The 25,865-nt window shown below is 60.6% G+C and carries 24 protein-coding genes; 5 read left to right on the forward strand and 19 right to left on the reverse strand.

Annotation, left to right across the window (positions count from 1 at the left end):
* Positions 1-10 precede the first annotated feature (10 nt).
* The 8 genes from PMI30_RS17810 to PMI30_RS17775 all read right to left on the reverse strand — a co-directional run bounded on the left by PMI30_RS17810 (position 11) and on the right by PMI30_RS17775 (position 5,878).
* A complete protein-coding gene (locus tag PMI30_RS17810; RefSeq protein ID WP_008008911.1) occupies positions 11-739 on the reverse strand; it encodes a DUF1190 domain-containing protein in 729 nt (242 codons plus the stop codon).
* A 19-nt stretch (positions 740-758) separates the two neighbouring features.
* Positions 759-1,187: a DUF350 domain-containing protein gene (locus PMI30_RS17805; RefSeq protein ID WP_008008913.1), complete on the reverse strand. Its 429-nt coding sequence runs from the start codon at positions 1,185-1,187 to the stop codon at positions 759-761.
* A gap of 14 nt (positions 1,188-1,201) precedes the next feature.
* A complete protein-coding gene (locus tag PMI30_RS17800; RefSeq protein WP_008008915.1) occupies positions 1,202-1,876 on the reverse strand; it encodes a DUF2491 family protein in 675 nt (224 codons plus the stop codon).
* Positions 1,863-2,897 (reverse strand): ion channel, encoded by a 1,035-nt coding sequence (locus tag PMI30_RS17795; protein WP_008008917.1) that lies wholly within the window; start codon positions 2,895-2,897, stop codon positions 1,863-1,865. The genes PMI30_RS17800 and PMI30_RS17795 overlap by 14 nt, the downstream gene beginning before the upstream one ends.
* A 72-nt stretch (positions 2,898-2,969) precedes the next feature.
* Positions 2,970-3,533 (reverse strand): rhomboid family intramembrane serine protease, encoded by a 564-nt coding sequence (locus PMI30_RS17790; RefSeq protein ID WP_008008919.1) that lies wholly within the window; start codon positions 3,531-3,533, stop codon positions 2,970-2,972.
* Positions 3,534-3,689: 156 nt separating this feature from the next.
* Positions 3,690-4,388 carry a PspA/IM30 family protein gene (locus PMI30_RS17785; protein WP_007896817.1) on the reverse strand — a complete coding sequence of 233 codons (699 nt, stop codon included), beginning with the start codon at positions 4,386-4,388 and terminating at the stop codon, positions 3,690-3,692.
* A gap of 24 nt (positions 4,389-4,412) precedes the next feature.
* Positions 4,413-4,994, reverse strand: a complete 582-nt coding sequence (locus tag PMI30_RS17780; protein ID WP_008008922.1) for a YjfI family protein — start codon at positions 4,992-4,994, stop codon at positions 4,413-4,415.
* Between the two features lie 335 nt (positions 4,995-5,329).
* Positions 5,330-5,878: a cysteine hydrolase family protein gene (locus tag PMI30_RS17775; protein ID WP_008008924.1), complete on the reverse strand. Its 549-nt coding sequence runs from the start codon at positions 5,876-5,878 to the stop codon at positions 5,330-5,332.
* A gap of 101 nt (positions 5,879-5,979) precedes the next feature.
* Here PMI30_RS17775 and PMI30_RS17770 point away from each other — a divergent pair, with 101 nt between their 5' ends.
* The 3 genes from PMI30_RS17770 (at position 5,980) to PMI30_RS17760 (ending at position 9,141) form a co-directional block, all read left to right on the forward strand.
* Positions 5,980-6,975, forward strand: coding sequence for a GlxA family transcriptional regulator (locus tag PMI30_RS17770; protein WP_008008925.1), 996 nt, complete (start codon positions 5,980-5,982; stop codon positions 6,973-6,975).
* Positions 6,976-7,283: 308 nt separating this feature from the next.
* Entirely contained in the window at positions 7,284-8,393 is a 1,110-nt protein-coding gene (locus tag PMI30_RS17765; RefSeq protein WP_008008927.1) for a DUF3182 family protein, read from the forward strand.
* Complete coding sequence (locus tag PMI30_RS17760; protein ID WP_008008928.1) at positions 8,383-9,141, forward strand: alpha/beta hydrolase family protein; 759 nt, start codon at positions 8,383-8,385, stop codon at positions 9,139-9,141. Before PMI30_RS17765 ends, PMI30_RS17760 begins: the two co-directional genes overlap by 11 nt.
* 112 nt (positions 9,142-9,253) lie before the next feature.
* Here PMI30_RS17760 and PMI30_RS17755 read toward each other — a convergent pair whose 3' ends face one another.
* The 6 genes from PMI30_RS17755 to PMI30_RS17730 form a co-directional block, all read right to left on the reverse strand.
* Positions 9,254-10,240: a lysylphosphatidylglycerol synthase domain-containing protein gene (locus tag PMI30_RS17755; RefSeq protein WP_008008933.1), complete on the reverse strand. Its 987-nt coding sequence runs from the start codon at positions 10,238-10,240 to the stop codon at positions 9,254-9,256.
* Positions 10,237-11,523, reverse strand: coding sequence for a cardiolipin synthase ClsB (clsB, locus tag PMI30_RS17750; protein WP_008008935.1), 1,287 nt, complete (start codon positions 11,521-11,523; stop codon positions 10,237-10,239). The genes PMI30_RS17755 and clsB overlap by 4 nt, the downstream gene beginning before the upstream one ends.
* On the reverse strand, positions 11,520-12,317 hold the full coding sequence (locus tag PMI30_RS17745; RefSeq protein WP_008008937.1) for an endonuclease/exonuclease/phosphatase family protein: 798 nt from the start codon (positions 12,315-12,317) through the stop codon (positions 11,520-11,522). Before PMI30_RS17745 ends, clsB begins: the two co-directional genes overlap by 4 nt.
* Positions 12,314-13,240, reverse strand: a complete 927-nt coding sequence (locus PMI30_RS17740; RefSeq protein ID WP_008008938.1) for a DUF72 domain-containing protein — start codon at positions 13,238-13,240, stop codon at positions 12,314-12,316. The genes PMI30_RS17745 and PMI30_RS17740 overlap by 4 nt, the downstream gene beginning before the upstream one ends.
* Positions 13,241-13,409: 169 nt before the next feature.
* Positions 13,410-14,621 carry an MFS transporter gene (locus PMI30_RS17735; protein ID WP_008008941.1) on the reverse strand — a complete coding sequence of 404 codons (1,212 nt, stop codon included), beginning with the start codon at positions 14,619-14,621 and terminating at the stop codon, positions 13,410-13,412.
* Between the two features lie 399 nt (positions 14,622-15,020).
* A complete protein-coding gene (locus PMI30_RS17730) occupies positions 15,021-19,346 on the reverse strand; it encodes an Lhr family helicase (protein WP_008008942.1) in 4,326 nt (1,441 codons plus the stop codon).
* A 300-nt stretch (positions 19,347-19,646) separates the two neighbouring features.
* Here PMI30_RS17730 and PMI30_RS17725 point away from each other — a divergent pair, with 300 nt between their 5' ends.
* On the forward strand, positions 19,647-20,531 hold the full coding sequence (locus PMI30_RS17725) for a sugar nucleotide-binding protein (protein WP_032835255.1): 885 nt from the start codon (positions 19,647-19,649) through the stop codon (positions 20,529-20,531).
* Entirely contained in the window at positions 20,524-21,453 is a 930-nt protein-coding gene (locus tag PMI30_RS17720) for an NAD-dependent epimerase/dehydratase family protein (RefSeq protein WP_008008945.1), read from the forward strand. The genes PMI30_RS17725 and PMI30_RS17720 overlap by 8 nt, the downstream gene beginning before the upstream one ends.
* Before the next feature lie 226 nt (positions 21,454-21,679).
* Here the strand turns inward: PMI30_RS17720 and PMI30_RS17715 are convergent, their stop codons facing one another.
* The 5 genes from PMI30_RS17715 to PMI30_RS17695 form a co-directional block, all read right to left on the reverse strand.
* Positions 21,680-22,378, reverse strand: a complete 699-nt coding sequence (locus PMI30_RS17715; RefSeq protein WP_008008947.1) for an OmpW/AlkL family protein — start codon at positions 22,376-22,378, stop codon at positions 21,680-21,682.
* A 221-nt stretch (positions 22,379-22,599) separates the two neighbouring features.
* Positions 22,600-23,118 carry a DUF3299 domain-containing protein gene (locus tag PMI30_RS17710; RefSeq protein ID WP_032835271.1) on the reverse strand — a complete coding sequence of 173 codons (519 nt, stop codon included), beginning with the start codon at positions 23,116-23,118 and terminating at the stop codon, positions 22,600-22,602.
* Positions 23,119-23,129: 11 nt separating this feature from the next.
* Positions 23,130-24,395, reverse strand: coding sequence for an ABC transporter permease (locus PMI30_RS17705; RefSeq protein WP_008008950.1), 1,266 nt, complete (start codon positions 24,393-24,395; stop codon positions 23,130-23,132).
* A 1-nt stretch (position 24,396) separates the two neighbouring features.
* Positions 24,397-25,107 (reverse strand): ABC transporter ATP-binding protein, encoded by a 711-nt coding sequence (locus PMI30_RS17700; protein ID WP_032835258.1) that lies wholly within the window; start codon positions 25,105-25,107, stop codon positions 24,397-24,399.
* Positions 25,108-25,263: 156 nt separating this feature from the next.
* Positions 25,264-25,857: a DUF2796 domain-containing protein gene (locus PMI30_RS17695; protein ID WP_008008955.1), complete on the reverse strand. Its 594-nt coding sequence runs from the start codon at positions 25,855-25,857 to the stop codon at positions 25,264-25,266.
* Positions 25,858-25,865 lie beyond the last annotated feature (8 nt).

A 25,865-nucleotide genomic window follows, 5' to 3' on the forward strand; every position in this document is an offset into this window, starting at 1 on the left:
CTCTGTTTCCTTAACTGCTCGACCCGCCAAAGCTCTTGCTCGATCCGCCCCAGCCGCTGCGTGCGCTGGCCTGGCTGCCGAAGCCGCCGCGGGAAGTGGAGGCCGCAACAGACACCGGCTTACTGCGGGTGATGGTGTCGGTGTAACTGCTACTGCTGCCGTAGCGCGCCTGATTGGACCTGTTGAAGGTTGAACCTGACGATACCCGCTGGCTGAGTGTCGAGGACGAGTAGCTGCCGCGATCATCACGATAGCGGTAGACCGGCTCGGAGTAGTAGCTGTTGCGGTTGTTGCTGAGCATGTTGCCGATCAACAGCCCGGTCAGCAGGCTGCTGCCGGAGAATCCCGACCCAGCTGCAGTCGCTTCCGAAGCGGGCAGTTTTGACTTGGCTGCGTCTACTTCGGCTTGCGTCACTTCGCCATCGGCACTCAGCTCGAAACCGCCGAGCTTGGGGATGAACTTGCCGGCGGAATCCTGCTGACACCAGTCGGCGACAAAGTCGGCGTCGCAATCAGCCTGGTTGTCGTACACCGGCGCAATGCTTCGATGCTGGGCCATGGCCTTCATATAGGCGTCAGAACAGATGTCGACCGGGAGCTTTTCATCGGCGCACTGCTGGACGGACTGGAAGTTGTACTTTTTGTGTATCTCGTAGGTTTTTTCCGTCGGCCCGCAGCCTGATATCGCCATGGCGACCGATGCTGCCAGCGAGAGCTGAACGTACTTGCTTCGTTTCATCGGGATCTCCGTGGCGCAATCAGTTCTGGGAAGGGGTCATGCACGCGGCGTTCAACATGCCGACGCTGATGGCCACTGCCGCGATATAGATACCCGCAGCGATTTCGCCTTTTTTAATGCGTTCAGAGGCGCCTTTAAGCACCAGGCTGGTCACCAGAAAAGCCAGCAGTTGTACGAAAGCGGCGATCACTGCCCAGACGACGAAATCCAGAATGCTGATCGAATAGGCAATCACATTGCTGGCCGGAATGGCGAAACCGATGATGGCGCCACCCAGCGCGATCGCGGCCGCAACGTTGCCCGAACGGATCAGTTCGAACTCTTTGTGCGGCGTGATTCGGGTGTAGATGAACTGGAACAGCGCGAACAGCACGGCGGCGCCGAGGATGTACAAAACAAACCCGAGCACGGCGGCTTTATTCAGGGAGATGGAGAGCGCTTCAAGCATGAATTTCTTCCTTTTTAAAAAGTGTTCAGGTCAGTGGTGTACAGCGAAATACCCAGCGAAGTGCTCAAGCTGATAGTGCCTTCGGCGTCTTCTTCGACGGAAAACAGCAGGAATTCCCGGCGGTCGGTCAGGCCGGTTTCGCGGGCGTACAGCATCGAACGGTGCTCGATGCTGTAGGACTCATCCGGGTTTTTCAGGTGTTCGCTCAGCGCCACCAGTTCCGTCTGGCCGTTCTCGGTGCCCCACTCGCGGGTGTATTCGACACCGTTGTGGGTGTAGGTCGGCAGGCCAATCAGGCTTTGAGGGCCGGCCAGTCGACGCAGCTCCGCTTCACTGTTGATGGTGATGTAACTGAGGTAATTGAACAGGATCACCGACTCGACCTGTCCGGCGATGTCGCCGGTGGTGTGCACTTGCAGCCAGTAGTCTTCGTCGTTCATGTAATAGCGCGACAGCCAGGTCGACTGCCCGAGATCAATGGTGCCGGCGCTCCAGACTTGCTGGGAGCCAGGGATAACCACAGCAGTGTTGCCGTCGAGCAACAATTTCAGGGTCGTGTCGAACATCACGCCCTTGCCCAATGCCAGGCCCAGCGGACCGATGGCGGGCAGGGTTTCGTTGGCTGTCCATTTCGATTCCGTATTCGCTTTCGGGGCCTCAAGCCCCATCAACTGTTTAAACCATCCCATTGGTGATTTCCTTGAGGCGAGTGGAGGCGATGTAGAAGAGTTCGCCGCCCTCAACGCGAGTGGCGCCGGGCGGGTTGATCGAAGGCTGTCGGGCGCCTTTGGCGCGGTAGCCGATAAGAGTCGCGTTGTGCTGTTCTTTCATCTGCGCGTACAGATCGCCGAACGTTGCTTCAAAGGTCTCGGGCAGCCGCATCAGGTATTGGGTGGCGCCTTGACCCACGCACAGCAGTTCATTGATGACCACAGACGAGCCCGGATCCTGAGAGGCGCGCACCAACATCTCGATGGCCATGCTCGAGGTGCATTCCAGGCTGGGCGCGTAGGCGCTGGCAAGGGCAGCGATTTCACTTTCATTGAAGTGGGCGACCACATGCCCGACAGGGTTCAGTTGATTGATCGCCAGCACGGTGGCCAGGGTCAGATCGTCTGAATGGGTTCGCACCAGGACACGTTCGGCACCGGGAACGCCGGCCCGCAGCAAAAGCGCGGCAGAGGACAGGCTTTCGCCTTTGATAAAGTCCGCTTTGCCCGGCATGGGGTTTTCTTCGAGGTCGCAATCGCAAATGACGATCAGGTTGTCATTGGAGGTTTCGTCCTGCAGCAATAAATCAATCACCCGCTCGCTGGACGCGCCTTCCCAGCCAATGAGAACGGTATGGCCGACCTTGCCGGTGAAATCGCCTTTGCCCTTCATGCCTTTTCTCCATACATCGATGACACTGCTGGTGGTTTTGCCGATGGCTGCCGTCAGCAGCGCAATGCCCCCGAGCATGACCCAGGTGGCCACGAAAATTCGTCCCGCCGATGTCTGTGGCGCAAGATCGCCATAGCCGACGGTGAGCGTGGTGGTGAGATAGAAGTAGGTAAACGTGGCGGGGGCGGTGAGGTGTTGTTCGCCCAGAAGCACCAGGCCGATATAGGCCGTGCTCAGGTGTATGCCCACCGCAATGGCCAAGCCTGCCCAGCCGAACCGATGGAAGAAGGACGCGGCGTACGTGCGCAATAGAAGGAAAATCGACATTACATCCCTGACTCCATGGGGGGCTCATTCCTGGCGACGTAATCGCTCTGGCGTCTGAGTGCTCAAATGCGCTTACCGGGCGGCATTAAACCTGCTGCGCGGCGTAGATAACAGTACCTTGGCTGCAATAAATCCGGCGATCGCACCAAAGATATGCCCTTCGAAGGACATGCCCTGGCGAGGAAGGAAGCCAAAGATCAGGCCGCCATAGAGCAGGACCACGACACTGGCCGTTATCAGGTTGCTCCAGCTCCTCTGGAACCAGGCGCGCGACAGCAGGTACGCCCACAGCCCGAATACCCATCCGCTGGCACCGATGTGTACACCTGCAAAACCGAACAGCCAGACCAGTGAGCCGCCCAGCAGAATAATGATGGCGCTGACGGCCATGAACCGGCTGAGCCCTTCGACAATGACCAAAGTACCGAGGATCAAAAAGGCAATCAGGTTGGTGCTCAGGTGTGCAAAGGACCCGTGCAAGAAAGGCGAGGTGATGATGCCGACCAGTCCGTGCAATGTTCTCGGGACCAGGCCGAAGGCAATAAGGCTGTAGCCGGTCGCCACATTGAGCAGTTGCAGCGCAACCATGAAGATGGCCAGGCCTGCGATTGTCTTGAAACCCTTCAGGGCATCCATCCTTGACCTCGACTCGACAAAAAATATGGCAACGAATCCATGTGGGAGCGGGCTTGCTCGCGAAGGCGGTGTGTCAGGCAACATTGATGTCGACTGATACTCCCTCTTCGCGAGCAAGCCCGCTCCCACAGGTTATGCGCCAGGCATCAGGGCCGGTTACTCAGCCGATTTTTTCTTCAGGCGTTCCAGAATCGCATTGGCGCTGCCTTCGTTCGGCGTGATGCCAGCTTCACGCAGCTTGCGCTCCAGGTCGGTCCCGGTCGACGCATCGGCCAGTTGGTCCTGGGCTTCCAGCTCAGCGGCGCGTTGCTGCTGCTTGGCTTGCAGGCGGTTCAGCGTACCGACAGCGGTTTCCAGTTTGCCGTTGGCGCCGCCACTGGCGATCGAAGCACTGACCTGGGCTTTCTGTACGCTTTCACGCGCCTTGGCCATGTCCACTTGCTGGCGCAGGCTTTTGATGCGGTTTTCGGCCTTGGTGATGTCTTTGCGCATGTTGTCAGCGTAACCGCCGAATTCGGTGGCCTGCTTTTGCTCGACATCCAGTTCATTGGTCAGGGTCGAAATGGCTTCAGCCACTTCCAGTGCCAGGTCTTCGCGATTGGCCTGGATCGCGGCCAGGGCCTTGGATTCCAGATCCTTGATCTTGGCGTTGTACTCGCTGACGCGATCAGCCGACAGTTTGTGCTTGGCCATGATGGTGACCAGCTCACGCTTGGCGTTGGCCAGCGCGCTGTCAGCATCGCGAATTTCCTGGTCGAGGATGCGCAGGGCCTGTTGGTCGACGATCGATTCGCCGACTTCGTTGGCACCGCCACGCAGCGCGGTGAACAATTTGCTCCAGATGGACTGAGTCATTGGATATTTCCTGTTCCCGAAAAATTAGATGAAGAAACGTTCAAAGGCTTCGCTGGCGCGCTGGACGTTGTCGACGAGGGTTTTGACCTCGGTCACGACGTTGGTCAGGCTGGAGTCGGAGCTCAGGGCGCCGAACATGTTGTAAACGATCTGCCCGTTGGGCATGGACTCGATACCGATCGAGGACAGCGGGAACATTTCCCGGCTGCGCAGAACGGCATCGTTGAATGCCGGTACGTCGTTGATGGACTCGACGTCGACCAGAACGGTGTCCACGATGATCTGATCACCCACCACGGCGATGTAAATCGGCAAGCCACCGAAATCGTTCATTTCCAGCTTGATGCTGGACTCGGAACCTTGAACGAGGGAGAGGGTGATGTCGTTCGAAACCACTTCGTCGAGGGCCTGAAGGGCGCTGTAGAGGCGATCGATGTTCCAGTTGTTACCTGCGCTCATGTAATTCTCCGACATGAATGAGCCAGCCAGAATCGGTTGGCGTAGCTGTTTCTCCATCTGCTTGAGCAGGCTTCGGTTTTCGGGAAGCACCCAAGTCTCGTGTTTCACATACCCGGCGGCACCCAGGCCCGCGCGCATCTGCTTCATATAAAAACTAGATGGTTTTTTCGCGGACGGTTTCGAGCGCTCTCCCTTTTGGCTCGCTGAATCGGTAACAGATCCGGTAGGCGGATCTGATGGAGAGCTGCTTTTCATGATGCTGACCCCGTTGTGAAAAATCTCACGCGTGAGAAACACTACAGGCAATTTTTGCGGATCTCAATAGCTCACGCGTGAGATTTTTTCGACTGTTGCGCAGGAGTAATGACAATAGAAGGTCATGTGGGAGCGGGCTTGCTCGCGAAGGCGGCGAGACAGTCAACATTGATGTTGCCTGATACACCGCTTTCGCGAGCAAGCCCGCTCCCACAGGTTGATCTCACTTAACCAGCCAGAAAATCATCGGTGGACACCACGCTTGCATAGGCAAAACCCAGGGACGACATGAAGGCGGCGTGAACGTGGGCAGCCGGGACAGTGATGCCATTGAACTCCAGGTCGCGGGTGGCACAGGCGTCGTGAATCACTGTGACGGTATAGCCAAGATCGGCGGCGGCGCGGGTGATGCCGTCGATGCACATGTGGCTCATGCTGCCGACAATTACCAGATGCTCGATGCCTTGCTGGTCGAGGATGGCCTCCAGTTCGGTCTCGCGGAACGAGTTGACGAAGTGCTTGAGCACCACCGGTTCGTCGGCGCGGTTGAGAACTTTGGGATGCAACTTCGCGCCGTCGGAGCCCGGAGTGAAGAACGGCGCGGCATCGGAGGTGAATTCGTGGCGGATATGCACCACCGGATCACCGGCCTCGCGAAACGCCTGAATCAACCGTGCGGCATTGTCTGCTGCTTCGTCGGCGCCCACCAGCGGCCACTTGCCTTGGGGGAAGTAGTCGTTCTGGATATCGACTACGATGAGTGCTTGCCTGGCCATGAGTGTTTCCTTGAAGTGTTTGTTGGGTGTGCATCAAGTATCAGGTTTTGCTGGCCGTCCGAGGATTGGCCGCACCGACAATAGAAGGGGGAAAACTGACAATGGGTGTAGAAAGGGCAGTCGCCGAACTGGGAGTGCTGATCTATCCCGGTGCGCAGATGGCGGCGGTGCATGGGCTGACGGACCTGTTCGGCGTGGCCAACCGGATCGCCGCCGAGCATCAGGCGGCGCAGCTACCGTTGCTGCGGGTCAGTCACTGGCAGGTCGATGGCGATCAAGTGCCCGAGCGGGTCTATGACACTCATCCAGGCCCGGCCGGCGCGTTGGTTGCCGTGTTGATCCCGCCCTCGATCGGAGGTTTTTCCGAGCGGCAGGCGCCCCAAGAGCTGATTCGCTGGCTTCGTCAGCAACACGCCAACGGCGCGACCCTTGGCGGAGTCTGTGTGGGTTCTATTCTGTTGGCTGAAAGCGGCTTGCTCGACGGCCGTAGCGCCACCACCCACTGGACCTCGGCCAAAGCCTTTGCCGAGCGTTACCCGGCGGTCAAGCTCAAGGCTGACACGCCGATCATCGACGACGGTGACCTGATCACCACTGCCGGGTTGATGGCTTGGTCAGAGTTGGGATTACGCTTGGTGAACCGCTTGCTCGGGCCGAGCATTGCTACCGGCACGGCGCGATTTCTGGTGGTGGAACACAGCGACAGCGCGAGCGAATGCGGCAGTAACTTTGCACCCATTCTCAATCATGGCGATGCGTCGATTCTCAAGGTCCAGCATTGGCTGCAAAGCACCGGGGCAACCGATGTCTCGTTGGCGACAATGGCCGAGCGGGCGGGGCTGGAAGAGCGCACTTTCCTGCGGCGATTCCGTGCGGCGACCGGGTTGAAACCCACCGAATACTGCCAGCACCTGCGGGTTGGCAAGGCGCGGGAAATGCTCGAATTCACCAACGGCACCATTGATCACATTGCCTGGACCGTGGGTTACCAGGACCCGAGTGCGTTTCGGGCAACGTTCAAGAAGATTACCGGGCTGGCGCCGAGTGATTACCGGGCGCGGTTTGGGGTGATGCCGACTGCCGCCATGGCTCGGTAATCAGAGCACACCAGATCAGAAAATGTGGGAGCGAGCCTGCTCGCGATAGCGGTGTGTCATTCAACATAAACCTGGAATGTCAGGCCGCTATCGCGAGCAGGCTCGCTCCCACATGGGGCAGGCGGCAGGTTTTGAGTCGTGCAAAATGCCGGGAGTATTGAAAGGCGTCGTGCAGAATAAAACAGGCCTTGTGCTATCGCATATTTCACAAATGGCTGATTTGAAACCCGTTTCTCTCCAGCCGCCGTTGGCCTGATCTCTGCACCTCCTTCAGCTACATTCATCAAGCGCAAATTGAAGGGGAACGCATGACCCCAACAAACCGCAAGAAACTGGTGCTCGCCCATTCGGTACGCCCCAAAGCCCCGCTGCACGAAGTCGAAACCAATCGCGCACTCGCTCGTTGGCTGGCGCAAGTCGTCGGGCTCGAATACGGCGGCAGTTATGACTTGGACCTGCATCGCGGCCGTGATGTTTATCTGTTGCCGACCCAGACGCTGGTGGGCGTTGCTGCCGCCCGGCAGCTGGGCGTCAAAGGGCCGGAGGATTTGTGGGGCGGTTACGTCGACCACGCTTTCATCTGCACCAAAGCCATCAGTCATGGGTTGTTGAACCGCTATGCGTTCGCCCCCGAAGGCTGGTCGTCGTTGTTTTCCGAACGGGTACGCAGCGTTGTGCTCGATGGCCTCAGCGTGTTCTCCCTGGACGATGCTCGCCCGGCAGCGGAGCATTTGCTCTACAGCGGTCCGATCCGCATGAAGCCGATTCATGCCTGCGCCGGACGTGGTCAGGAAGTGATCAAAAGCCTCGACCAGTTCGACGCCATCCTCGCTCGCCCCGATGCCAAAACATTGTTCACCGAAGGTGTGGTGCTGGAGCAAGACTTGACCGAGGTGGTCACCCATAGCGTCGGTCAGAGTTTTATCGGCGACAAAGTGCTGAGTTATTGCGGTGATCAATACTTGACCGAAGACGGTCAGGGCGAGCAGGTTTATGGCGGGTCCAATCTGTTGGTGGTGCAGGGTTATTACGAGGACCTGCTGGCGCTGGAACTCCCGGATGACACGAGGCTGGCGATCCAGCAAGCGCAGGTATTCGACAGCGCGGCCGATGAAGCCTACCCCGGTTTCTATGCCTCGCGGCGCAACTACGACATCGCCCAGGGGCTGGATTACGATGGCAAACAACGCAGCGGCGTGCTCGAACAGTCCTGGCGCCTGGGCGGTGCCAGCAGTGCTGAAGTCGCGGCACTGCAGAGCTTCGTCAACAACCCCGGCTTGCGCGCGATTCGCGTGTCGTCGGTCGAAACCTATACCGATCAACCTCTGCCGGCCAACGCCATTGAGGTCTACCGGGGGCCTGCGGAACACAGTGACTTTCTTCTCAAGTACGTAACGGTCAAATCCTATGACGGCTAGAAGCGAAACCATTGCGATCGACATCGATGATGAACAGATGAGCGGAACCTTCCTCAGCCCCAAATCGAAAGTCCCGGGAGTGCTTTTCGTTCACGGCTGGGGCGGTAGTCAGGAGCGCGACCTGGAGCGCGCCAAAGGCATCGCCGGGTTGGGTTGCGTGTGCCTGACATTCGACTTGCGTGGCCACACCGGCGGGACCGGTATTCCGTTGTCCCGGGTCACCCGCGAAGACAACCTGCGTGACCTGCTGGCGGCCTACGACCGACTGCTCGCCCATCCGGCGCTCGACACGTCTGCGATCGCCGTGGTCGGCACCAGTTATGGTGGTTATCTGGCGGCGATCCTGACGTCCTTGCGTCCGGTGCGTTGGCTGGCGCTGCGGGTGCCGGCGTTGTATCGCGACGATTTCTGGCACACACCCAAGCGTGAGCTGGACAAGCTCGATTTGCGCGATTACCGCAGCACGCGGGTCCGCGCCGACAGCAATCGCGCACTGCATGCCTGTTCGCAATTTACCGGGGATGTGTTGCTGGTGGAGTCCGAGACAGACGCCTATGTGCCCCACGCGACCATCATGAGTTACCGCGCGGCATGTCAGCAGACCCACTCGCTGACCCACCGGATTATCGACGGCGCCGATCACGCCCTGAGTGATCCGGTTTCGCAACAGGCGTACACCTCGATCCTGGTGGGCTGGATCACGGAAATGGTGGTGGGCGAGCGGTTGAGCATCATTCAGTCGACATGAGAGGTGTGGTGTTCTTGCGATCATTCGCGGGCAAGCCTCGCTCCTACAGGAATCACACAAAACCTGTAGGAGCGAGGCTTGCCCGCGAAGGCGTCATCCCGAACACCGCACCTCACCCCGATTTTTTCGAAATCCGCAACGACTTCGCCTTGGCTTCCACCACCAGATACATCACCACGGTAATCAGCAGCGGCAGCAGGAAATAGATCGCCCGATAAGCAAGCAACCCCGCCACCAGACTTCCCCGCGAGACCTCATGTTGCAGCAGCGCCACGAATACCGCCTCCAGCACACCGAGCCCGGCCGGAATGTGGGTGATGACCCCGGCAATGGCGCTGATCAGCAACACGCCAAGCACCAGCGGATAGTCCAGTTTGCTCGGCAGCAGGGTGAAGATCACTGCCGCCATCAACGACCAGTTCAGCGCGCCCAAGGCCAGTTGCAGAATTGCCATATGCAACGACGGCAGGTTGATTTCCACGCCACGAATCGACCACTCCCGCCGCCTGGAAAACCGGCAGGCAGCCAGATACCCCGCGCTCAACAGCAGCAACAGCACGCCCACGCCTTGCAGGGCATCGCTGCTCAGTTTCCAGCCTGGCGGCATTCGCACCAAGCCGCTGCTGAACACCGCGCCGGCAATTACCATGTAGCCGAACCAGTTGGTCGCCAGGCTCAGCCCGAGGATTTTCGCGATGTTGCTTTTGCTCACGCCGAGCCGCGAATACAGCCGATAACGCATGGCGATGCCGCCGACCCAGGCGCTCAGGTTGAGATTAAAGGCATAGCTGATGATTCCCACCGGCAGGATCTGTCGCCAGGTCAGGTCCTGTCGGATGTAGGTGCGGCCGATCAGGTCGAAACAGGCGTACACCAGAAAACTCATCAGCGTCACCCCGGACGCGATGATCAGTGTGCGCACTTTGAAGTCGGCGAGGGTATCGAACACTTCGCCCCATTCGATGCGTTGGGCGAGCATCGTGAACAGTACGATCAGCGCCAGAAAAAACAGCATCGTCAGAGGCTTTTTCCAGCGGTGCCAGTGGGATTTTCTCGGCGTGTCGGAGTGAGGGGCCGGCCGCGCATCAGAATGGCTCATGCCTTATCGCTCTCGGTCGGATGGATGAAGGGTTTCAGACGCGGTTTATGCGCCGGCAACCAACCAGCCCACGCCGGGAAATGCCGCAGGAAGTGAAACACCAGAAAACCGATGGTCATGTCCCAGACCCGTCCGCGAGGCGCCTTGTCCGCCGACATGACCTTGCAGTGATTGCTGCTCAACTCGTCGAGGCGCTGGAACAGGTCGCGGTTGAAGGCGCGGTCGCGGATCAACACGTTGGCCTCAAGATTCAGGGACAGGCTCAGCGGGTCGAGATTGCTTGAGCCAACGGTGCTCCAGTCCTCGTCGACCAAGGCCACTTTGCCATGCAGGGGACGGTCGCAATATTCGTAAATCGCTACCCCGGCCCGCAGCAGATAGTCGTAGGTCATGCGCGCGGCGAGCCTGGCCACCCGCAAATCCGGCTGCCCCTGAAGAATCAGGCGCACCTCGACCCCTCGGCGCGCCGCATTGCGGATCTCCCGCAGCAGCCGATAGCCTGGAAAGAAATAGGCGTTGGCGATGATCACGCGATGTCGGGCGCCGCGCAGCACCTGCAAGTACTCCTCTTCGATATCGCCCTGGTGTTCGCCATTGTCGCGATACACCAGCCGAACCTGACCATCATGATCGCTGACCGCCAGTTCCGCACGCCTCTGTCTTCGGCGTTGCCACCAGTATTTGGCCCGGGCCGGGCGACCGCTTTGCAGCAAGGTGAAATGATGAATATCGGCCACCGCCGGGCCTTGCACTTCAACCGAATAATCCTGTTTGGCTTCAGGGCCGAAGTCGGCCAAATGGTCGGCGGAAAAATTGATTCCGCCGAGGAACGCAATCGTGCCGTCGACCACCACAATCTTGCGGTGCATGCGGCGGAACCAGTTGGTGCGGATGCCGAAGTGACGCGGCGCGGGGTCGAATATTTGCAGGCGCACACCTGCATTGCTCAGCGCCGCAAGGTACTCCGTGCTCAGTTCGCCGCAGCCAAAACCGTCGAGGTTGACGGTGATACGCACCCCGCGTTGAGCCGCTTCAATCAGGATTTTTTGCAGCTCATTGCCGACCTTGTCCTCGAACACAATGAAGGTCTCCAGCAGGATTTCACTCTGGGCCTGGCGCAGCGCTTCAAACACCCGTGGAAAGTATTCCTCACCGTTCTCCAGCAATTGGACCCGGTTATTGCCGTGCCAGCCGTATTCGACATCAACCACTGCGGGCTTGCGCACCGGCGGAGGTGTGGAAACGTGTTCGACCGTGGTTTTTTCCATCAATGGGCCGGTCATAGCTCGATCTCCACCGATAGCGGTGCATGGTCGGAAAGGTGTGACCAGGGCCGTGCCGCCAGTACTTGCGGATGGCTGGCCTTGAGGTTGCGCACGTAGATGCGGTCCAAGCGTAATGCCGGCAAACGCGCCGGGAAACTGCGTGCCGGTTTGCCGTGCAGCTCGGCAAAGACTTCACGCAAACCGCAGGGCTTGAGCAGCGCATCGGCGCGCAGGCGCCAGTCGTTGAAGTCGCCGGCGACCACCACCGGGGCATCCTCCGGCAACTCTTCCATACGTTGGCTCAGCAGTTTGAGTTGTGCCTTGCGATGACTTTCGCGAAGCCCCAGATGGACGCAAATGGCATGCACTTCCCGACCATCGCCGGGCATCCGTAGCACGCAATGCAGGATTCCACGGTTTTCATGGCCACTGATGGAAACGTCGAGGTTGTCGTGGCGAACGATCTGGAATTTCGACAACAGCGCATTGCCGTGATCGCCCGCCGGGTAGACCGCGTTGCGCCCATAGGCAAATTGCGGCCATAAGGTATCGGCAAGGAATTCGTACTGCGGCATCGCCGGCCAATTGAGGTAGCGCTGTGGATGATGTTCGTGGGTGCCATGCACCTCCTGCAAAAACACCACGTCGGCGGACACGCTGCGCACCGCCTCACGCAGCTCGGGCAGGATGAAGCGCCGGTTGAGCGCGGTGAAACCCTTGTGGGTGTTGACCGTCAGCACAGTGAAACGGCTCACGGCGGTGATGATGGGTTGCTGTTCATCCGTGGTGCCGACCGGTTCGGGAATGCTCATGGCAGCACTCCTTCGGCAACCGGCTCACCGGGGGCCGTGGCAAGGTCTTTGTCGAGATGCAAACGCTCAAGCAGGCGGCGAGCATCGAAGGGCGCACGGACTTTGATGTCGTTATCGAAATAGCAGAACACTTCCCGGGATTTGCATGTCTTGGTTTTTTGTCGAGGGGCGATCAATTGCGGATCCGCTGGTTGCTTTCCGTGATACCAGGCCTCGATCCGGTCGCCCCAGCGTTGCAGCGCTTGTGGGGTGTAACCGCTGGCGTAGAGTTCTTCGGCACCGTGCAGGCGCAGGTAGACGAAATCACTGGTGAGGTCTTCGCGATACGGCCATTTGCCGGCGGTGTCAGCGATGACCAGCGCGGTGTTGTAGCGTTTGAGCAGACGGACGAAGGCGGGATCGACGAAACTTTCGTGGCGTATTTCCACGGCATGACGCAGCGGCTTTTTGCCGTAGGCCTTCATGCTGGCGTGACCATTCAGGCGCGGTTCGTGCTGGCGGGCGAGGGCGGCGGCCTGTTCAGTGTCGTGGGGTAATTGTTCTAGAAAGTTTTCGAACAACTCGGGGTCGAATTTGAAGTTGGGCGGAAATTGCCAGAGGATCGGGCCGAGTTTTTCCTTGAGCTCCAGCACTCCGGATGCGAAGAAATTCGCCAAGGGTTTATGAATGTCCCGCAGGCGCTTGATGTGGGTGATAAAGCGCGGCGCCTTGACGCTGAACACGAAGCCGGCTGGAGTTTCGTCGTACCACTGGGCGTAACGTTCGGGCCGTTGCAGGGCGTAAAACGATCCATTGATTTCGATGCTGTTGACCGCCCGTGAAGCGAATTGCAATTCGCGCTTCTGGGTCAGCCCCTTCGGGTAGAACTCCCCCCGCCAGGGCGTGTAGCGCCAGCCTGAAATACCGATATGAATCGCCGCCATGTCGCCTCCCGTCCTCGGACAGCCCTGTCTTTTGATGACTGCGGGGCGGGCGAGAAAGTTTCGACGGGGCTACGGACGGTAAAGCGAAGAGCTTCGCGGGCAAGCCTCGCTCCTACAGGTATTCATATGCCCGTGCAGGAGCTGCCGAAGGCTGCGATCTTTTAATTTATTAATGAGTTATGACGATCCGGGCAGAACCCTCAGCAGGTTCGGCATACACCGGGCCCAACCGGTCAAGACGCCCACTCCAGGCGGTCAGTGCCAGTGCGACCAATACCACCAGGCCGCCGATCCATGCGGTATGGATCAGGCCCATGTGCGCCACGATCAAACCACCGCCCCACGCCCCACCGGCAATGCCGAGGTTGAACGCCGCAATGTTCAGGCCCGAAGCCACGTCCACCGCATTCGGGGTGTGATGTTCGGCCTGACGCACCACATACACCTGCAGGCCCGGCACGTTGCCGAAAGCGACGGCGCCCCAAACCAGCACGGTGGCCAGGGCCAGCCATGGATTGCCGGCGGTGAAGGTCAGCACGAACAGCACGGCGGCGAGCAGGGCGAAGATGATTTTCAGGGCGCTGATCGGGCCGTGCTTGTCCGCCAGTTTGCCACCCCAGATGTTGCCGACGGCTACCGAGATGCCATAGACCAGCAGCACCAGGCTGACAGTGCTGGCGCCGAAGCCGGAAATGTCCTGAAGAGTCGGCGCCAGAAAGGTGAAGGCAATGAATGAGCCGCCGTAACCGACCGCCGTCATGGCATACACCAGCAGCAGGCGTGGCTGCTTGAGCACCTGCAATTGCTGCAACAGCGAAGCCGGTTTGCTGTGGGCGATGTTTTTCGGCACGTAGAGCAGGCTGCCGATGAAGGCGATCACACCCAATGCCGACACCGCGAGGAAGGTCTCACGCCAGCCGAAATGCTGACCGATAAACGTCCCCAATGGCACGCCGGTGACCAGCGCCACGGTCAGGCCGGTGAACATGATGGCAATCGCGCTGGCAGCTTTTTCCTTCGGCACCAGGCTGGTGGCGATGATCGAACCAATCGAGAAAAACACCCCGTGGGCCAGGCCCGTGACGATCCGCGCAATGATCAGCGACTCGTAGCTCGGCGCTTTCCAGGCCAGCAAGTTGCCGAGCGTGAACAGCACCATCAACGACAACAACAGCAATTTGCGTGGGACTTTGCCGGTAAGGGCGGTCAGCACCGGCGCGCCGATGGCCACACCGAGGGCATACAGACTGACCAGCAAACCGGCGGACGGCAGGCTGACGCCGAGATCGGCACCGATGGTGGGTAACAGGCCAACGATGACGAACTCCGTCGTCCCGATGGCGAAAGCGCTGAGGGTCAGCGCGAGCAAGGCAATGGGCATGGCTGCAACTCCGGTGGGGATTGATTGATGGAGCGCAGTGTCGGGGTTGGGGGCGTGCGGAAAAATACAGGGATGGGCATTTGATATTTGCGCTGAGGTCAAAGATCGAGCGGCGAATGAAACCCCGTTCGGCTGCGCAGCAGTCGTAAACCGGTAAACGCGGTGTGCCAGAAGAAATCGGTTGGCAGGTTTTGGGGGCGCTTCGCACCCCAACGGGGGCAAGCCCCCTCGCCACAGGTATTTGAGTCGGGCAGGCAATAGGCGGTGAATCGGGCGCCAGATCTGCCGCGCACCCAACACCACCACCATCCCCCCGTAGGAGCGAGGCTTGCCCGCGAAGAACGATGACGCGGTCTCGCTGATACACCGCGGCGCTCCCTTCGCGGGCAAGCCTCGCTCCTACGGGAAGCTGTGGCGAGTCAGTTTATTGCGTAGTTCGCCACTGGCCTGCTGATCCAGCTCCAGCCAGAACTGCTGCTTGCCGGCGATTTCGGCGGCGGCTGGCAAGCCGTCGCGATACACCAGTCGATTACTCGCCAGCGCCGGCACTTTCGCGCCCGGCAACAGAGTGCCGGCGAGGTTCAGCGGATCCACCCCACACACCGCAATCAGACTTCCGTCGTGTGGGCGCCGTCTGACTTCGCGCAGCAATGGAATCGCCTCGGGCAACGCAAACTGTTCCCCCGCCAGGCCACTGACAAACCGCCCGCCACGAATCTCGCCCCGAGCCTCGAGCCGATGGAACGTGCGCAGCAATTCCCGCCAACTCGGCAACCAATCCGCCTCACGCTCCAGCAAGCGCCAGAACACCACGCCGTAACGGCGCAGCAAGGTCATGGCGATGTGTTCCAGGGTTTCGCTGGGTGTGGGCGCGGGTCGTTGCTTATCCACAGCCGGCACGGTAGCTCCGCGTCGCAGCAACGCCCAACGTCCGGCATCGTCCATGCCGCCGACAAACGCTCCGCGTCCGCGTCGGCTGCTGCGATTCTGGCGTTTGCTGACCGGGGTAATCAGCGCCCGCAGGCCGGCGAAGCTGTCGGCGTTTACCAGCCCGGCACCGACCAGTTCCTGCAAGGCGATTTCCAGTTCCGAGCGCAGTAGATGGGCTTCGTGAATCAGCTCATCGAAAAACAGTGCGCCGTGCTGGCTGAGCGCTTCATGGACTTTTTGGGTTTTGGGCGACAGTTCGCTGACCGGCGTCTGTTCGGTCAAGCCGCTCCACAACCCGACCTGACTGCGCGGCAGCAATAGAATCGGCGTGCTGCGCAATGCCGTGCTGGTGCTCTTGTTGTGCGCGGTTAGGCGGGTCCAGACCAGTTTGCCGCTGCGACATAACTCATCCAGCCAGCTCGCCGAATAGTCTTTGAGCCGCGCCGGCAGAATGTCGCTGTCCCACGCCGAAGCGGCGGCGGGGTAGCCTTCGAACTGGCTGATGATCGCCGGCAACACCGCGCGGCCCTGGCCTTGGCTCGCGGCGGAAAGATGCTGCCAGTCGAACAGAAAACGCATGAAATCCTGCAACGCCACCGGCTCGATTTCCCGTCGCAGCCGTTTGACCGTGTAGCGATGAATCCGCGCCAGCAGATGCCGCTCGCACCATTCTTCATCAGGGGCACCTGGGGTGAATTGCCCGCGCAGTACATAGCCTTCGCGCTCCAGTTGTGCCAAAGCCTGAGTGACTCGAGTCGCCGGTAATCCAAGCGGTTCGGCAATCGCTTTGAGCGGCAACGGACCAAACGCGCTGAGCCGCGCGCGGATCACTTCCAGCACCGCTTCGTCCGGCTCCCAGGTTTCATCGAAACCGGGCAACGCCTCCAGCGGTGGAACCAATATGGCTAGTGGATAAATCGCCCGCAGACAGGTCAGTCGCTCCAGCGCCAGCCACAGCGATTGCTCGGCGTTGATCTGCAAACGGCTGGCGCGGCCACTGTCGGCCAGGGTGTTCAGCCAATCGAGCCAATTCGGGTTGGCCTGAGCTTCGGTCTCGGTAATGCACGCCAGGCTCATCAGCGCTTCATGCATTTCATCAATGCCGGTTGGCGTAGGCCAGGCTTCATCACGCACTGCAGTGATCGCTTCGGCGTCCAGCGCACCGAGATCATCGGTGGATTGCGGATCACTCCAGCGGCGGTTGAGCACTGCCTGAGTGCGACGCTCTTCCAGTGGCGCATCGTCGAGAAAGGTGTAGGGGCGGGCGCTGAGGATTTCCGCCGCCAGTGGCGAGGGCGCCGGCAGATCGCGGCTGATAAGGCGGATGTCCCCCTGTTCCATGCGCCGCAGCAATGCCAGCCAGCCTTCGCTGTCCATGGCTTCGTGCAGGCAATCGTCGAGGGTTTGTTCCACCAGCGGATGGTCGGGAATCTCGCGCTCGCCGGCGAGGTTTTCCACGCAGGCGATCTGATCGGGAAACACGCTGGCGATCAAGTCTTCGCTTTTCATCCGCTGGATCTGCGGCGGTACTTTGCGTCCACCGCTGTAGCGTGGCAGCGCCAAAGCGACCCCGGCGTTCCAGCGCCAGCGCACGCCGAACAGCGGGGCCTCGAGCACCGCTTGAGTCAGGATATGTTCGGCACTGTTGCTGTGCAGATAGCGCCAGACGTCATCCAGCTCGAAGCTGTGACCGGTGGACAGCGACAGCACGATGGCGTCCTCACTGGCGGCGGCCTGCAATTCGAAGTTGAACGTGCGGCAGAAACGCTTGCGCAGGGCCAGCCCCCAGGCGCGGTTGATGCGGCTGCCTAACGGCGAGTGGATGATCAGCTGAGTACCGCCGGACTCGTCGAAAAACCGCTCCATCAGCAGCGTGTCTTGCGACGGCAAGGCGCCGAGGGTCTGGCGTGCCCGGGCCAGGTAATCCACCAGTTGTTCGGCACTGGGGAGGTTCAAACCGAGTACGTCGGTCAGCCAGTCGACGGCTGGCTGAAGGTTGCCGGGTGTGGCGCCGAGTCGTTCATCGAGTTGCGCTTGCAGGCGGGCCACGGCGAACGACAGTTCATCACTGCGCCCGGGTGCTTCACCGAGCCAGAACGGAATGGTTGGCGGCTGGCCCTGAGCGTCTTCGACCCGGACCTTGCCGGTTTCGACCCGCAGGATTCGATACGAGGTATTGCCCAGCTGGAAGATGTCCCCGGCGATGCTTTCCACCGCGAAGTCTTCGTTGACGCTGCCGATGTTCAACCCCTGCGGCTCCAGCAAAACGCTGTAGTCGGCGTTGTCCGGAATCGTCCCGCCGCTGGTCACGGCGGTCAGCTTGGCGCCTCGACGGCCGCGCAGGGTGCGGCTTACGGCGTCCCGGTGCAGGTAAGCGCTGCGAATACCCTGGCGCCCGTTGTAGCCCTCGGCGAGCATTTGCAGCAGTGCCTGATAGTGCTTTTCGTCGAGCGTGGCGTAAGGCGAGGCGTTGCGCAGCATTTCCAGCAACGCCTGTTCCTGCCATTCCTGGCAGCTGACCTCGGCGATGATCTGTTGGGCCAGCACGTCCAGCGGCGCTTCGGGGATCTGCAACGTGTCGAGCTCGCCACGGCGCACGCAATCGAGCAGGGCGGCGCATTCGATCAGGTCGTCGCGGGTGGTGGCGAACAACCGGCCCTTGGGCGTGCCGCCGACCTGGTGCCCGGAGCGGCCGACTCGCTGCAGAAATCCGGCAATCGAGCGTGGCGAAGCGATCTGGCACACCAGGTCGACGTCGCCGATATCGATCCCCAATTCCAGCGAAGCGGTGGCGATCAGCACTTGCAGCTCGCCGCGCTTGAGCCGTTGCTCGGCGTCGAGACGAAACTCTTTGGCCAGGCTGCCATGGTGGGCGGCAACGGCATCCTTGCCGAGGCGTTCGCTCAAGTGTCGACTCAGGCGTTCGGCCAGACGCCGGGTGTTGACGAAAATCAGCGTGGTCCGGTGTTCACGGGCGAGGACGGCGAGTCGGTCATAGACCCGTTCCCAGACGTCGTTGGCCATTACCGCCGACAACGGCACGGGCGGCACCTCTATATCGAGATCCCGTGGGCGGGCGTGGCCGATGTCGATGATGTCGCAGTCGCGATCACGCCCGACCAAAAAGCGCGAGACCGCTTCGATGGGTTTTTGCGTGGCGGACAAGCCGATACGCACCAGCGGTTGCGAGCAGAGCGCCTGCAAACGCTCCAGGCTCAGGGCCAGGTGACTGCCACGTTTGCTGGCGGCAATGGCGTGGATTTCATCGACGATCACCGTGTGGGTGGTGCCGAGCATTTGCCGGCCGGAGTCGGAGCCGAGCAGCACATAAAGGGATTCCGGGGTGGTCACCAGAATGTGCGGCGCGGTTTTGCGCATGGCCGAACGCTCTTTTTGCGGCGTATCGCCGGTGCGCACGGCGGTGCTGATCGGCACGTCGGGCAAGCCCATCACGCGCAACTGTTCGGTGATGCCGGCCAGCGGGTTTTGCAGGTTGATCCGGATGTCGTTGGACAGGGCCTTGAGCGGTGAAACGTAGACCACCAGGGTTTCGTCGGGTAGGCCATCCGGGCTCTCCAGGCCACGATGGACCAGATCGTCGAGCACGGCCAGAAACGCGGTGAGGGTCTTGCCGGAGCCGGTGGGCGCGGCGATCAGGGTCGAGCGGCGCTGACGGATCAACGGCCACGCCCGGGCCTGGGCGGCGGTGGCCGTCGCGAAGGTATTGCTGAACCAGGCGCTGACGGCGGGGTGAAAGCCTGCCAGTGCAGCGTCCGTGGGGATGGGCAGATTCATGGAGTAATTTATGCGGGTGGGGGCGGGAAGTTGCAAGTACCGCTCAGGATCTGGGTCGGTGCTGAGGGCCCCTTCGCGGGCAAGCCTCGCTCCTACAAGGACAGCGTTAAACCTGTAGGAGCGAGGCTTGCCCGCGAAGAGACCCTCACAAGCACCACAAATCCCTGGGATCTACACTTTACGGATGACGGTTGCGCACTAAACCCGCAAAATGCAACGATTCCGGCAATTATTGAGGACATCGCCTGCGGGCGCTGTCGATAAAGCCATCGTTCCAATCAGACTGGGCCTGCTGACTCTATGCGAATGCGCCTTATGTTACTGGGCGGCGGAAATGCCCTTGGGCAGGCGCTGATTCGCCTCGGTGCGGAGGAAGACATCGGTTTCCTCGCCCCCCGCCCACCACAAGACGGCTGGGACGCCGCGAGCCTGACGCAACTGCTCGACGATACCCGTCCGGATGCGTTGATCAATCTCGCCTATTATTTTGACTGGTTCCAGGCGGAGACCGTCAGCGAACAGCGTCTGGCCGGGCAGGAGCGAGCCGTCGAACGGCTGGCTGAGCTGTGTCAGCATCACAACATTGTGCTGCTGCAACCGTCGAGTTATCGCGTGTTCGATGGCTCTCGAGCGACTGCCTACAGCGAAAAAGACGAACCGGTACCGCTGGGCCTGCGCGGCCAGGCCTTGTGGCGAATCGAGCAAAGCGTACGCGCCACCTGTCCGCAGCACGTGCTGCTGCGTTTCGGCTGGCTGCTCGATGACAGCCCCGACGGCACCCTTGGGCGATTCCTGAATCGGGCCGAGAAAGCTGAAGAGCTGCTGATGGCCGATGATCGTCGGGGTAATCCGACGCCGGTGGACGATGCCGCCCGGGTGATCATTTCAGTGCTCAAGCAACTCGATTGCTCTGCGCCGCTGTGGGGCACTTACCACTACGCCGGGCATGAGGCGACCACGCCGCTGGCACTGGGGCAGGCGATTCTTACCGAAGCACGCGCCCTGCACCCGTTGGCCATCGAAGCACCGACCGCCCAGGCTCACGCCGCGCGGCCCGACGCCGCCGAAGAACCGCAACACGCGGTGCTGGCCTGCAAGAAAATTCTGCACACTTTCGGGATCAAGCCCCGCGCCTGGCGCGCGGCACTCCCGGGCTTACTGGATAGGTTTTATCGCCATGGCTGACGGCCCTGTTTTAATCACCGGCGGTGCCGGTTTCATCGGTTCGCACCTGACCGACGCCTTGCTTGCCAAAGGACATTCGGTGCGCATTCTCGATGACCTCTCCACCGGCAAACGCAGCAACCTGCCGCTGGACAATCCCCTCATCGAACTGATCGTGGGCGACGTCGCCGATGCCGCATTGGTGGCGCAGGCGATGGTCGGTTGCAGCGCTGTTGCGCACTTGGCCGCGGTGGCCTCGGTGCAGGCTTCGGTGGATGATCCGGTGAAGACTCACCAGAGCAATTTCATCGGCTCGCTGAATGTCTGCGAAGCCATGCGTCAGACCGGCGTCAAACGGGTGCTGTACGCGTCCAGCGCAGCGGTCTATGGCAACAATGGCGAAGGCGAGTCGATTGACGAAGACACGCCCAAGGCACCGTTGACGCCGTACGCGGCGGACAAACTGGCGAGCGAGCATTACTTCGATTTCTATCGTCGCCAGCACAGTCTGGAACCGGTGATTTTCCGCTTTTTCAACATCTTCGGCCCGCGCCAGGATCCGTCCTCGCCGTATTCCGGGGTGATCAGCATATTCAGCGAGCGCGCGCAGAAAGGCTTGCCGATCACCGTGTTTGGCGATGGCGAGCAGACTCGGGATTTTGTCTATGTCGAGGACCTGGTGGACGTGTTGGTGCAAGCCATCGAGAAACCGCAGGTCGAAGTCGGGGCTGTGAATGTCGGCTGGAATCAGGCGACGACCCTCAAGCAAATGCTTGCAGCCCTTGAAGCGGTGGTCGGCAAGCTGCCACCCGTGAGCTACGGCCCGGCGCGTTCCGGTGACATCCGCCATTCACGGGCGAACAACCGACGTTTGCTGGAGCGGTTTACCTACCCGGAGCAGACGCCGATGAGTGTCGGCCTGGCGCGGTTGTTGGGGCACTGAGGTTTTACACAGCCATGAAAAAGGCGCCTTTGAAGGCGCCTTTTTTGTGTGTCGAATATTACGGTTATGTGCAGTCTTTTGTGGCGAGGGGGCTTGCCCCCGTTGGGTTGCGAAGCAGCCCCAGCGCATTTCGCCTGACAGTTCTCATCGACTGGATGGCGTCTGCTGCGCAGTCGAACGGGGGCGAGCCCCCTCGCCACAGGATCTCCTTCGCCAGATGGGTTGATTAAAATTTGTAACCCAAACCAACCATGTAAATGAACGGGTCCACATCAACGTCGACCTTGGCCCGGGTGCCCGGTGCGACGGCGTTGTTTTCCACGGTCGCGGTGGTGTCGATGTCGATGTAGCGCACCTGGGCGTTGATCATTACGTTGTCGGTCAGCATGTAGTCGGCACCGACCTGCCAGGCCAGCCCCCAGGAGTTTTCCGCCTTGAAGTTGCTGAAGCCGTTGGCGCTGGCTTCGCTGCCGACGTGCTCGTCGTAGATCCAGGTGTAGTTGATACCGCCGCCGATGTACGGCTGGAACGCGGACTTGGAATCCAGTGGGTAGTAGACCAGGCTCAGGGTTGGCGGCAGGTGTTTGAGCGTGCCGAGTTTGCCGTTGGCGGCGCCGAGCGCGGTGCCCTTGAGCTTCACGTCATGCTCGAACGGCGAGGCCGCCAGCAGTTCGATCCCCAGGTTGTTGGTGATCATGTAGGCGAAGTTCAGACCCAGTTGCGTGTCGCTGCTCATGGTGGCCTTGCCACCCAGATTGGCACCCTTCAGCGGGCCTTGATCGACCTTGACACTGGAACTGTCGGCTTTCGGGTTGACGGTGATCGCACCGGCCCGAACGATGATGTCACCGGCGGTGTGAGCATGGGCGAGCGGGGCTGCGAGCGCGAGGGCGAACAGCGAAGCGCAGAGCAAGGACTTGTGCATGGGAGCTCCAAAGGACGTTAAAAATGTTCGATGTCCAATGGTAGGGATCCAACTGATACGGTCTTTTGATTCAGCTCAATGAAACAGTGATGGCCCTGGTTTTTGCGGAACCTTTGATGGCCTCTTCGCGGGCAAGCCTCGCTCCTACGGGGCTTGCGTGACCTCTGTAGGAGCGAGGCTTGCCCGCGAAGGCGTCCTCCCAATCAACACACAACTACCGGTCACTGCGGCAGTTCATACACATAAATCTTGTCCGCCTCCATCTGATACCCGGCATCCGCCAACTCGCTGGTGGACGCCTTGACCTGCAACGCACCTTCGATCCAGTACGGCTGATACAGCTCGTCAAGCTTCACGCCGACTTCACTTTTGACGTGCACGATCTGGTTCGACGGAGGCGGCGGTACGTGGATGCAGGCGCCGAAATACGGCACCAGCAGAAACTCCGTGGTGCGGCCTTCTTCACTGACTTCCAGCGGCACGATGTACCCCGGTAAACGAATATTCTTGCCGTCGAGGCTCTTCACCACCGGCGCGTTGGGCATGTCCTGCTTGGCCGCTGGGGCCGACTCTGCGGACAACGCGTCGCTCATCTTCGACAGGTCATGCAGGGGCGTCATGTTCGGCACTTCTGGTGCCGCATCCGGCGGGATCATTTCCGACCAGGTCAGGTCCTTCGGCTCGGCCGCCCACAGCGGAAGGGCAACCAGCATCAATAGTGCAAGCACAGCGCGGGGCATCATGAATGTCCTCATAGTCGGATCGACAGGCCATCGGCCAAGGATTGGCGATAGGCGCGCCAGGCCGGCACGCTGCCCATCAGCAACGCGGCGATCAGGATGCCACCGAGCAGCGTCCATTCATATTCACTCGGCCAGGCCAGCGGCAAATACAAACCATAATTCGCCTGAACGTAACCCTGCGCCACAGCGATGCACACGTACAACAGCGCCACACCGGCAATCACCCCGGACAACGCCAGGGCAAAGGCTTCCAGCACCAGCAGGGTCGCAATATGCCACGGCCGCGCGCCCACCGAACGCAGAATCGCCATCTCGCGACGCCGCTCGTTGAGGCTGGTGAGAATCGCCGTGAGCATGCCAATCAACCCGGTCAGCACTACGAACAGCGAGACGACGAACAAGGCTTTTTCCGCCGTGCTCATCAAGCTCCACAACTCCTGCAATGCCACACCCGGCAGGATCGCCAGCATCGGTTCGCCACGGAATTCGTTGATTTCCCGTTGCAGTGCAAACGTCGAAATCTTGCTGTTGAGGCCGAGCATGAACGCGGTGATCGCTTGCGGCGTCAGGTCCATGTTGCGCGCCTGGTCGGCACTGATCCGGCCGTTACCGCGTGCTGGCACGCCGTTGTGCCAGTCGATGTGAATCGCTTCCATCCCACCAAGGCTGATGTGCAGCGTGCGGTCCACCGGGGTCCCGGTGCGTTTGAGAATACCGACCACGGTGAACGGTTTGTCGTCGTGTTTGACCAGGCTGATCACCGCCACGCCATGGGCCAGCACCAGTTTGTCGCCAAGCTTGTAATGCAGTGCATCGGCCACTTCGGCGCCGAGCACCACTTCGAACGGATCGCTGGCGAACGCACGGCCGTCGGCCAGCTCCAGATGCTGTTGATGGCCGTACTGGTAGTGCTCGAAGTACGCCTCGGTGGTGCCCATCACCCGATATCCGCGATGGGAATCGCCGAGGGACATCGGGATCGCCCACTTCACTTTCGGGTTGTTGGCGAAATGCTCAAAGCTGTCCCAGCGGATGTTGTTGGTGGCGTTGCCGATGCGGAACACCGAGTACAACAGCAGGTTCACCGAGCCGGAACGTGCGCCGACGATCAGGTCGGTGCCGCTGATGGTGCTGGCAAAACTGGCCTTGGCCTCGGTGCGCACTCGCTCCACCGCCAGCAGCAGGCAGACCGACAGGGCGATGGCGAACGCGGTGAGGATCGCGGTGAAGCGGCGGTTAGCCAGACTGGCCATGGCTAGACGAAACAAATACATCTCAGACCTCGGACGGGGTGGCGGCGCGATTGAGATCGGCCAGTGACAGGTGGCGATCGAACAGCGGCGCGAGGCTCTGGTCATGGCTGACAAACAACAGGCTCGACCCGGCTTCGCGGCATTCGGCGAACAGCAGGCGAATGAAGTTTTCGCGGGCGTCGTAGTCCAGCGCCGAGGTCGGTTCGTCGGCGATCACCAGTTCCGGCTGACCGATCAACGCACGTGCGGCGGCGACCCGTTGCTGTTGGCCGATGGACAGCGAATCGGCGCGGCGGCTGAGGATGCTTTCATCCTTCAGGCCCAAGTGGGCGAGCAGGGTGGCCGCGGCCTGATCGACGCTGCCGTGGCGCTGGATCGCCCGTTCGGCACGCAGTTTGGAGAAGTGGCAGGGCAACTCGACGTTCTCGCGCACCGAGAGAAATGGCAGCAAGTTGAACTGCTGGAAGATGTAGCCGGTGTGATCGACGCGGAAGTGGTCGCGTGCGCCAGCGGAGAGTTCGGTCAGCTCCTGGCCGAGCAGGCGAATGCTGCCGCGATCAGGCTTTTGCACGCCACCGAGCAGGCCGAGCAGGGTGGTCTTGCCACTGCCGCTGGGGCCTTTGAGGAACAGGGTTTCACCTGGCATAAGACGAAACGCCGGGATGTCCAGCAGTGGCGGATGACCGGGCCAGCTGAAGCCCAGGTCGGACAGTTCGATGAGTGCTTGGGTCATGGCGCCGATTTCATGGGGTTGTCTCAATTTCACATTCAACACCAACCCCTGTAGGAGCGAGGCTTGCCCGCGAAGGCGTTCTCACAGTCGACATCCCTGTTGGATGTGACGGCCTCTTCGCGGGCAAGCCTCGCTCCTACAGGGGGTGGTGTCGGATCAGAATTTCAGGGCGGCCGCCTTGGCCGTCACTTCAATCCCTTGCTGCCCGCTCGGGCTGATCAGTTGTACCTGAATCTTCTGGGTGGCCGGGAATGTGTTGAAGATATTCGCCAGGTCCAGGGTCTTCAGCGCGCCCGGGGCCGAGCAACTGAGTTGGTAGTGGGCGTGGATCTCGCTGTGGTCATGGTGGTGCTCGTGACCGTCCTTGTCCGCTTCGTCGTGGTCATCATCGGCATCCGGCTTGTCACCGAACAGCGGGCTTTCCAGTTCCTGAGTCGCGACCACGCAACCGGCGGCTTTTGGCAGATTGAACAGCACCAGTGGTTTTTCCAGCTGCGTGCGGACGGCGGCGACTTTGGCCTTGTCGGCATCGCTGGTGGCGGCGTGTTCGAAACCCACCAGGTTCATCGCCGGGCTTTCCAGTTCCAGCTCCAGGGTCTGGCCATCCAGCGCCGCGTTCAGGCGACCGACGCCATGTTCGTGGGCGCTGAGGCTGCCATGTTCATCATGATCGTGATCATGCTCGACCGCCGCATGGGCGACAGCCAGCGGCAACAAGGCAAACGGCAAAGCGAGCAGCAGATGGCGCATGACGGGTC

Origin of the sequence: Pseudomonas sp. GM50 (assembly GCF_000282375.1) — a bacterium.
In the GTDB taxonomy this organism is placed as follows: Bacteria; Pseudomonadota; Gammaproteobacteria; order Pseudomonadales; family Pseudomonadaceae; genus Aquipseudomonas.

Excerpts from the sequence above, each read along its gene's own strand:
- PMI30_RS17810 (WP_008008911.1), bottom strand. The coding sequence starts at position 739 with ATGAAACGAAGCAAGTACGTTCAGCTCTCGCTGGCAGCATCGGTCGCC.
- PMI30_RS17805 (WP_008008913.1), bottom strand. The coding sequence starts at position 1,187 with ATGCTTGAAGCGCTCTCCATCTCCCTGAATAAAGCCGCCGTGCTCGGG.
- PMI30_RS17800 (WP_008008915.1), bottom strand. The coding sequence starts at position 1,876 with ATGGGATGGTTTAAACAGTTGATGGGGCTTGAGGCCCCGAAAGCGAAT.
- PMI30_RS17795 (WP_008008917.1), bottom strand. The coding sequence starts at position 2,897 with ATGTCGATTTTCCTTCTATTGCGCACGTACGCCGCGTCCTTCTTCCAT.
- PMI30_RS17790 (WP_008008919.1), bottom strand. The coding sequence starts at position 3,533 with ATGGATGCCCTGAAGGGTTTCAAGACAATCGCAGGCCTGGCCATCTTC.
- PMI30_RS17785 (WP_007896817.1), bottom strand. The coding sequence starts at position 4,388 with ATGACTCAGTCCATCTGGAGCAAATTGTTCACCGCGCTGCGTGGCGGT.
- PMI30_RS17780 (WP_008008922.1), bottom strand. The coding sequence starts at position 4,994 with ATGAAGCAGATGCGCGCGGGCCTGGGTGCCGCCGGGTATGTGAAACAC.
- PMI30_RS17775 (WP_008008924.1), bottom strand. The coding sequence starts at position 5,878 with ATGGCCAGGCAAGCACTCATCGTAGTCGATATCCAGAACGACTACTTC.
- PMI30_RS17770 (WP_008008925.1), top strand. The coding sequence starts at position 5,980 with ATGGGTGTAGAAAGGGCAGTCGCCGAACTGGGAGTGCTGATCTATCCC.
- PMI30_RS17765 (WP_008008927.1), top strand. The coding sequence starts at position 7,284 with ATGACCCCAACAAACCGCAAGAAACTGGTGCTCGCCCATTCGGTACGC.
- PMI30_RS17760 (WP_008008928.1), top strand. The coding sequence starts at position 8,383 with ATGACGGCTAGAAGCGAAACCATTGCGATCGACATCGATGATGAACAG.
- PMI30_RS17755 (WP_008008933.1), bottom strand. The coding sequence starts at position 10,240 with ATGAGCCATTCTGATGCGCGGCCGGCCCCTCACTCCGACACGCCGAGA.
- clsB (WP_008008935.1), bottom strand. The coding sequence starts at position 11,523 with ATGACCGGCCCATTGATGGAAAAAACCACGGTCGAACACGTTTCCACA.
- PMI30_RS17745 (WP_008008937.1), bottom strand. The coding sequence starts at position 12,317 with ATGAGCATTCCCGAACCGGTCGGCACCACGGATGAACAGCAACCCATC.
- PMI30_RS17740 (WP_008008938.1), bottom strand. The coding sequence starts at position 13,240 with ATGGCGGCGATTCATATCGGTATTTCAGGCTGGCGCTACACGCCCTGG.
- PMI30_RS17735 (WP_008008941.1), bottom strand. The coding sequence starts at position 14,621 with ATGCCCATTGCCTTGCTCGCGCTGACCCTCAGCGCTTTCGCCATCGGG.
- PMI30_RS17730 (WP_008008942.1), bottom strand. The coding sequence starts at position 19,346 with ATGAATCTGCCCATCCCCACGGACGCTGCACTGGCAGGCTTTCACCCC.
- PMI30_RS17725 (WP_032835255.1), top strand. The coding sequence starts at position 19,647 with ATGCGAATGCGCCTTATGTTACTGGGCGGCGGAAATGCCCTTGGGCAG.
- PMI30_RS17720 (WP_008008945.1), top strand. The coding sequence starts at position 20,524 with ATGGCTGACGGCCCTGTTTTAATCACCGGCGGTGCCGGTTTCATCGGT.
- PMI30_RS17715 (WP_008008947.1), bottom strand. The coding sequence starts at position 22,378 with ATGCACAAGTCCTTGCTCTGCGCTTCGCTGTTCGCCCTCGCGCTCGCA.
- PMI30_RS17710 (WP_032835271.1), bottom strand. The coding sequence starts at position 23,118 with ATGCCCCGCGCTGTGCTTGCACTATTGATGCTGGTTGCCCTTCCGCTG.
- PMI30_RS17705 (WP_008008950.1), bottom strand. The coding sequence starts at position 24,395 with ATGTATTTGTTTCGTCTAGCCATGGCCAGTCTGGCTAACCGCCGCTTC.
- PMI30_RS17700 (WP_032835258.1), bottom strand. The coding sequence starts at position 25,107 with ATGACCCAAGCACTCATCGAACTGTCCGACCTGGGCTTCAGCTGGCCC.
- PMI30_RS17695 (WP_008008955.1), bottom strand. The coding sequence starts at position 25,857 with ATGCGCCATCTGCTGCTCGCTTTGCCGTTTGCCTTGTTGCCGCTGGCT.